The 393-nt window shown below is 64.4% G+C and carries 1 protein-coding gene; it reads left to right on the top strand.

Annotated elements, in window-relative coordinates; genetic code table 11:
- Positions 1 to 393: EamA family transporter (locus C1J00_RS48785; protein WP_180989949.1), on the top strand; the 393-nt coding region annotated here is incomplete at both ends.

Here is a 393-nt window from a genome sequence, read left to right on the forward strand (position 1 = left end):
CACCACGGGCGTATTCATCGCGTGCTACACGGTGTGCGACGGCATCGGCGCAAGGGCAGCCGGCAATGCGAATGCGTACTCGGCATGGTTGTTCATGCTCGACGGACTGCCGATGGTGCTGCTCTATCGCGTGTGGAAAGGCCCGTTGAACATCGACCTGCGCGACGCCAACACGCTCAAGACGTTTGGTGGCGGCGTAGTCTCGCTCATCGCCTACGGCATCGTCATCTGGGCTGTGACACTCGCGCCGATGGGGCCCGTGTCGGCCTTGCGCGAAACATCGGTGGTGTTTGCCGCGTTGCTCGGCCGGCTGTTCCTGAAGGAGTCGCTCACGGCGCGGCGCCTGTCGGCCTGCTCTGTCATCGCCTTCGGTGCTTACTGCCTGGGGCACCC

Source organism: Streptomyces cahuitamycinicus, assembly GCF_002891435.1.
Lineage (GTDB): Bacteria > Actinomycetota > Actinomycetes > Streptomycetales > Streptomycetaceae > Streptomyces > Streptomyces cahuitamycinicus.